Origin of the sequence: Streptomyces sp. UNOB3_S3 (assembly GCF_020740895.1) — a bacterium.
Taxonomy (GTDB): Bacteria; Actinomycetota; Actinomycetes; order Streptomycetales; family Streptomycetaceae; genus Streptomyces.
In genome coordinates, this window is record NZ_JAILXP010000381.1 from 1 (window position 1) to 6,631 (window position 6,631).

5 protein-coding genes are annotated in these 6,631 nt (G+C 72.1%); 3 read left to right on the forward strand and 2 right to left on the reverse strand.

What is annotated here, in order from left to right; translation table 11 throughout:
• The 3 genes from K6I33_RS29405 to def form a co-directional block, all read left to right on the forward strand.
• On the forward strand, window positions 1–1,116 hold a 1,116-nt coding region (locus tag K6I33_RS29405; protein ID WP_229357583.1), incomplete at its 5' end, for an HD-GYP domain-containing protein.
• 225 nt (window positions 1,117–1,341) lie between these two features.
• Window positions 1,342–2,334 (forward strand): hypothetical protein, encoded by a 993-nt coding sequence (locus K6I33_RS29410; protein WP_229357584.1) that lies wholly within the window; start codon window positions 1,342–1,344, stop codon window positions 2,332–2,334.
• A 91-nt stretch (window positions 2,335–2,425) separates the two neighbouring features.
• Complete coding sequence (def, locus tag K6I33_RS29415; protein ID WP_229357585.1) at window positions 2,426–3,067, forward strand: peptide deformylase; 642 nt, start codon at window positions 2,426–2,428, stop codon at window positions 3,065–3,067.
• Window positions 3,068–3,197: 130 nt separating this feature from the next.
• Here the strand turns inward: def and K6I33_RS29420 are convergent, their stop codons facing one another.
• Both K6I33_RS29420 and K6I33_RS29425 read right to left on the reverse strand, forming a co-directional pair.
• Window positions 3,198–4,214, reverse strand: a complete 1,017-nt coding sequence (locus K6I33_RS29420) for a ribonucleotide-diphosphate reductase subunit beta (protein WP_229357586.1) — start codon at window positions 4,212–4,214, stop codon at window positions 3,198–3,200.
• Window positions 4,214–6,613, reverse strand: a complete 2,400-nt coding sequence (locus K6I33_RS29425) for a ribonucleoside-diphosphate reductase subunit alpha (protein WP_229357587.1) — start codon at window positions 6,611–6,613, stop codon at window positions 4,214–4,216. Before K6I33_RS29425 ends, K6I33_RS29420 begins: the two co-directional genes overlap by 1 nt.
• Window positions 6,614–6,631: the final 18 nt, after the last annotated feature.

The window sequence follows — 6,631 nt, forward strand, 5'->3', positions numbered from 1 at the left end:
GGCGGGGGCGGCGGGGTGCGGGAGACCGCGCCCGTCGGCTCCGCCGGGACCCTCGCGTACGCGCTGCTCGGCGAGGTCGGCGGCGAGCCCGCCTCGCACGGCGCGGCACAGGTCGTGGCCGTCGTCCTGGGCGCGACCCTGGCGGGAGCCGTCGGGCGGCCCCCCGCGCTGGACCGGCTCGCCCGCCGGGTGCTGAGCGCCGGGTTCGCCGCCGTCTGTTTCCAGCCACTGCACGCCTCCGGTGCGCTCGGCCCCCGGTTCGCCCACAGCCCGTACTACGCCCTGTTCCTGCTCCTCCTCCTCGCCCTCACCGCCCTGTGCGACGCCGTCCTGGCGGCCGCCCTGACCCGCGCCCGCACCGGCGGCCCGTACGGCCCGGCGCTCCGCGAGGAGCTGCGCGCCCTGCCCGGCATCGGCTCGGCGATCGGCGCCACCGGCGTCGTGCTGGCGCTGGCCGTGGCCGTCGCCGGCCTCTGGGCGCTGCCCGTGTTCTGCCTGCCGCTGCTGGTCACCCAGCTGTCCGTGCACCGCTACGAGGCCGTGCGGGCCACCCGCCGGCAGACCGTCGCCTCCCTCGCCCGCGCCACCGAGATCGCCGGCTACACCCCCGCCGGGCACGCCCGCCGCGTGGCGACGCTCGGCCGGGCCGTCGGCCGGGAACTGGGCCTGTCCGCGGCCGGCCTCGCCGTCGTCGAGGAGGCGGCGCTGATGCACGACATCGGCCAGCTCTCCCTCCTGGAACCCGTGCCCGCCGGGGCCACCGAGCCGCTGCCCGCCGAGGAGCGCCGCCGGATCGCCCTGCTGGGCGGCGCCGTGGTGCGCCGGACCGGCGTACCGCCAGAAGTCGCACTGGTGGTCGAGCGCCAGGCGGATCCGTACCGGGACCAGCCGCTCACCGCCCGTATCGTCCGGACGGTCAACGCCTACGACGACCTCGCGGGCGACCCGGCGTGCGGCCCGTTGCGCGCGCTGGAGCGGCTGCGCCTGGCCACCGCGCACGACCACGAGCCCCGGGTGGTGGAGGCGCTCGCGAGGGTGCTCGCGCGCGGCGGCCCGCACCACCGCACTCGCGGGAGTGCGGGCGAACCGGGACTAGCCCGCCGAACCCACGGGTAATGAGCGGGCGTCCGGAGGGGCATGGTTGGATGCGAAGAAGACAAAGAGAATGGCGAGAACGCGGAAATCGGGGGGTGTCATGCGCGCCGTCGTCGGCAAGGAGACGGTGAGGGCGGCAGCGCTCCCCGGAACCCATGGGGTGTGGCGGGCAGTCGTCGGGGAGGACGGCGGCCGCCACCCGGTCCATCCGGCGTGGTCGCACGCAGAAACCGGCAGGCGGGAATCGTGAGGATCTTCGGCAGGGTACGGCACCGGCCTTCCGCCTCGTGGCGGCAGGCCACCGACCGTGCCTTCACGCTCATCGGCGACGGCCGGTACGAGGACGCGGGCGCGCTGCTGACGCGGGCGGCCGACATGGAGCCGTGGCTCTCCGAGTCGTGGTTCAACCTGGCCCTGCTGCACAAGTTCCGGCACGACTGGGAGCAGGCCCGCGCCGCCGGCCTGCGCGCGGTGGCCCTGCTCGACCGCGAGGCCGGCGCTCCCGACTGGTGGAACGTGGGCATCGCCGCCACCGCCCTCCAGGACTGGCCGCTGGCCCGCCGCGCCTGGCAGGCCTACGGGCTCAAGGTGCCCGGCGAGGGCGGGCCGGCCGGTGAGCCGGCCGGCATGGAGCTGGGCAGCGCGGCCGTGCGCCTCTCCCCGGAGGGCGAGGCCGAGGTCGTCTGGGGCCGCCGGCTCGACCCGGCGCGCATCGAGGTGCTCTCCATCCCGCTGCCGTCCTCCGGCCGCCGCTGGGGCGAGGTCGTCCTCCACGACGGCGTTCCGCACGGCGAGCGCGTCACCGCCGCCGGGCCCGCCTACCCGGTCTTCGACGAGATCGAGCTGTGGGCCCCCTCGCCCGTCCCCACCTGGGTCGTGCTGCTGGAGGCCGCCACGGAGGCCGACCGGGACGCCCTGGAGCGGCTCGCGGCCGACGCGGGCTTCGCCGCCGAGGACTGGTCCTCCTCCGTGCGCCTGCTGTGCCGTACGTGCTCGGAGAGCCGGATGCCCAGCGACGAGGGCGACGGCGAGCACCTCGACCCGCACGACCACAGCGAGCCCGGCCACCCCGGCCCGCTCGGCCACCGCACGGCCGGCTCCGGTTCCGGCTCCCTGTGGGTGCCCGAGCGCGAGTGCGGCATCGCGGCCCCGCCCGGCCTGGTGCGCGGCCTGCTGGACGGCTGGGTCGCCGACAGCCCCGACACCCGGGAGTGGCGGGATCTCGAAGAGGTCTGCTGAGGTCGCGCCCCGGCCCCCGTACCCTGTATGGGGCCCGGTGGATTCAGGGCACGATATTGCTTTCGGGTTGTGAGAGAGGCGTACGGCGGAGATGTCGCAGCAAGACACTGAGCAGTCGGTGAACGACGAGCCGAAGAGCGAGTTCATCGTGGACACCGAGGACTGCGAGGCGCGCGAGCTCGCGCACCGCGAGCGGGGCACCTCCCGTCCGATCACCGTCGTCGGCAACCCGGTCCTGCACAAGGAGTGCCAGGACGTCACGGAGTTCGACGAGAAGCTCGCGCAGCTGATCGACGACATGTTCGCCAGCCAGCGCACCGCCGAGGGCGTCGGCCTGGCCGCCAACCAGATCGGCGTCGACCTCAAGGTCTTCGTCTACGACTGCCCCGACGACGAGGGCGTCCGCCACGTCGGCCACGTCATCAACCCCGTCCTGGACGACCTGCCGGCCGACCGCCGCGTCCTGGACGACTCCAACGAGGGCTGCCTGTCCGTGCCGACGGCCTACGCCGCCCTCGCCCGCCCCGACTACGCCGTCGTGCGCGGTCAGGACATGCACGGCAACCCGATCGCCGTCGAGGGCACCGGCTACTTCGCCCGCTGCCTCCAGCACGAGACGGACCACCTGTACGGCTACCTGTACATCGACCGTCTCTCCAAGCGCGACCGCAAGGACGCGCTTCGGCAGATGGCGGAGGGCACGCCGCGGTACCCGGTCGTTTCCAACGACTGACGTCGTGACGTGACGAAGGGCCCGTACGGAACGTTTCCGTACGGGCCCTTCGCCGTGCTTTCAGCGGGTTCCGGGGAACTGCGGGCCGCCAGTGGCCGGTCGCGCAGTTCCCCGCGCCCCTACGGGGCGACTAGAACTCGTCGTCGAAGGAGACCGAACCCTCGACCGCCACCTGGTACGCGGACGCGCGGCGCTCGAAGAAGTTGGTCAGCTCCTGGACGTTCTGGAGCTCCATGAAGGAGAAGGGGTTCTCCGAGCCGAAGACCGGGGCGAAGCCCAGGCGCTGGAGGCGCTGGTCGGCGACGGTCTGGAGGTACTCGCGCATGGAGTCGGTGTTCATGCCCGGCAGGCCGTCACCGCACAGGTCGCGGGCGAACTGCAGCTCGCACTCGACGGCCTCCTTGAGCATGTCGGTGACCTGCTGCTGGAGCTCGTCGTCGAAGAGGTCCGGCTCCTCCTCGCGGACGGTGTCCACGACGGAGAACGCGAAGTCCATGTGCATGGACTCGTCGCGGAACACCCAGTTGGTGCCGGTCGCCAGGCCGTGCAGGAGACCGCGGCTGCGGAACCAGTACACGTAGGCGAAGGCGCCGTAGAAGAACAGGCCCTCGATGCACGCGGCGAAGCAGATCAGGTTGAGCAGGAAGCGACGGCGGTCGGCCTTCGTCTCCAGGCGCTCCAGCTTCTCGACCTCGTTGATCCACTTGAAGCAGAACTGGGCCTTCTCGCGGATGGAGGGGATGTTCTCCACCGCGTCGAACGCCGCGGCGCGGTCGTCCGGGTCGGGCAGGTAGGTGTCGAGCAGCGTCAGATAGAACTGGACGTGCACGGCCTCCTCGAACAGCTGCCGCGACAGGTACAGGCGCGCCTCGGGCGAGTTGATGTGCTTGTACAGCGTCAGCACGAGGTTGTTCGACACGATCGAGTCGCCGGTCGCGAAGAACGCGACCAGACGGCCGATCATGTGCTGCTCACCCGGGGACAGCTTGGCGAGGTCGGCGACGTCCGAGTGGAGGTCGACCTCCTCGACGGTCCAGGTGTTCTTGATCGCGTCGCGGTACCGGTCGTAGAAGTCCGGGTAGCGCATGGGGCGCAGGGTCAGCTCGAAGCCCGGGTCGAGCAGGTTCTTGGCGCGTTCGGTCGACATTACTGGCAGGCCTCGCAGGACTCGGGGTTCTCAAGGGAGCAGGCGATGGCGTCCGCGTCGGGCGCGGCCTGCTGCACCGGGATGGTGGTCGCGGCGGCCGAGGAGGACGCGGCGCGGGCGATCCGGGTGGCCGGGCGGGAGCGCAGGTAGTACGTCGTCTTGATGCCCTGCTTCCAGGCGTACGCGTACATCGAGCTGAGCTTGCCGATGGTCGGCGAGGCCATGAAGAGGTTCAGCGACTGGCTCTGGTCCAGGTACGGCGTACGGGCCGCGGCCATGTCGATCAGGGCGCGCTGCGGGATCTCCCAGGCCGTGCGGTACAGGTCGCGGACGTCCTGCGGGATCCACTTCATGTCCTGGATCGAGCCGTTGGCCTCGGTCATGGCCTCACGGGTGGCGCGGTCCCACACGCCGAGCTTCTTGAGGTCCTCCACCAGGTAGGTGTTGACCTGGAGGAACTCACCCGAGAGCGTCTCGCGCTTGAACAGGTTGGAGACCTGCGGCTCGATGCACTCGTAGACGCCGGCGATGGAGGCGATGGTCGCCGTCGGGGCGATGGCGAGCAGCAGCGAGTTGCGCATGCCGACCTGGCCGATGCGGGCGCGCAGCGCCTCCCAGCGGTCCTCCCACGCGGCGACGGCGTTGGGGTAGTGGTCCGGGTGGAGCACACCGCGGGCGGTGCGGGTCGCGGCCCAGGCCGGGTGCGGGCCGTGGCGCTCGGCGAGGTCGGCGGAGGCCTCGTACGCCGCGAGCATGATCCGCTCGGAGATCTTGGTGGACAGGGCCTTCGCCTCGGCGGAGTCGAAGGCCAGGCGCAGGCGGAAGAAGACGTCCTGCAGGCCCATGAGGCCCAGGCCCACCGGGCGCCAGCGGCTGTTGGAGCTGCCGGCCTGCTCGGTCGGGTAGAAGTTGATGTCCACGACGCGGTCGAGGAAGGTCACGGCCGTACGGACCGTACGGTCGAGCTTCTCCCAGTCCATCTCGCCGTCGGCACCGAGGTGCTGCGCGAGGTTGACCGAGCCCAGGTTGCAGACCGCGGTCTCGCCGTCGTTCGTGACCTCGAGGATCTCGGTGCAGAGGTTCGAGGAGTGGACGACCGCGCCCTTCTCGGCCGTCTGGTTGGCCGTGCGGTTGGCGGCGTCCTTGAAGGTCATCCAGCCGTTGCCGGTCTGCGCGAGGGTGCGCATCATCCGGGCGTACAGCACGCGCGCCGGGATGGTCTTGACGGCCTTGCCCGCGGCCTCGTAGGCGCGGTACGCGGCGTCGAACTCATCGCCGTAGAGGTCGACCAGGTCCGGGGTGTCGGCGGGGGAGAAGAGCGACCAGTCCGCGTCCGTCTCGACGCGGCGCATGAACTCGTCCGGGATCCAGTGCGCGATGTTGAGGTTGTGGGTGCGGCGGGCCTCCTCACCGGTGTTGTCGCGGAGCTCCAGGAACTCCTCGATGTCGGCGTGCCAGGTCTCCAGGTAGACGCAGGCCGCGCCCTTGCGGCGGCCGCCCTGGTTGACGGCGGCGACGGAGGCGTCGAGGGTGCGCAGGAACGGCACGATGCCGTTGGAGTGACCGTTGGTGCCCCGGATCAGCGAGCCGCGCGAGCGGATGCGCGAGTACGACAGGCCGATGCCGCCCGCGTGCTTCGACAGACGCGCGACCTGGTGGTAGCGGTCGTAGATGGAGTCCAGCTCGTCCAGCGGGGAGTCCAGCAGGTAGCAGGACGACATCTGCGGGTGGCGGGTGCCGGAGTTGAACAGCGTCGGGGAGGACGGCAGGTACGAGAGGGTGCTCGTCAGCCGGTAGAGCTCCGCCACGTCGTCCAGGGCCCGCTCCGAGTGGTCCTCGGCGAGGCCGCAGGCGACGCGCAGCAGGAAGTGCTGCGGGGTCTCGATCACATCGCGGTGGATCGGGTGGCGCAGCAGGTAGCGGCTGTGGAGGGTGCGCAGGCCGAAGTAGCCGAAGCGGTCGTCCGCGCCGTCGGCGAGGGCGGCCTCGACGAGGGCGTCCAGGCGCGCGGCGTGGGTGCGCACGAAGGCGGCCGTCTCGTCGGCGATGAGCCCCTCGCGGTGGCCCACCTCGACGGAGGCGGAGAAGGAGGTCGCGCCCTGGCCGGCCGCCTCGTCGGCGATGGCCCGGGTGAGCAGGCGCGCGGCGAGCTTGGAGTACTCGGGCTCCTCGGCGATCAGGCCGGCGGCGGCCTCGGTGGCGAGGGAGCGCAGCTCGGCGTCGTCCGCGGCGGCGCTGCGGCCGCGCAGCGCGGCGGCAGCGACCTTGCCCGGGTCGGTGGCCGGAAGATCGGCGGTGAGGTCGGTCAGGGTGCGCAGGAGCGCGGTCCCGGGGCCGCCGGTCGCTTCCGCATTCGCTGAGACCGGTGCTGAAGCCGGATCTGCGGGCGCGATGGTCACTGAGGCTCTCCCTCGCTC

What these genes read in the sequence shown, in the direction of transcription:
- def (WP_229357585.1), top strand. Translation starts at nt 2,426, where the DNA reads ATGTCGCAGCAAGACACTGAGCAGTCGGTGAACGACGAGCCGAAGAGC.
- K6I33_RS29420 (WP_229357586.1), bottom strand. Translation starts at nt 4,214, where the DNA reads ATGTCGACCGAACGCGCCAAGAACCTGCTCGACCCGGGCTTCGAGCTG.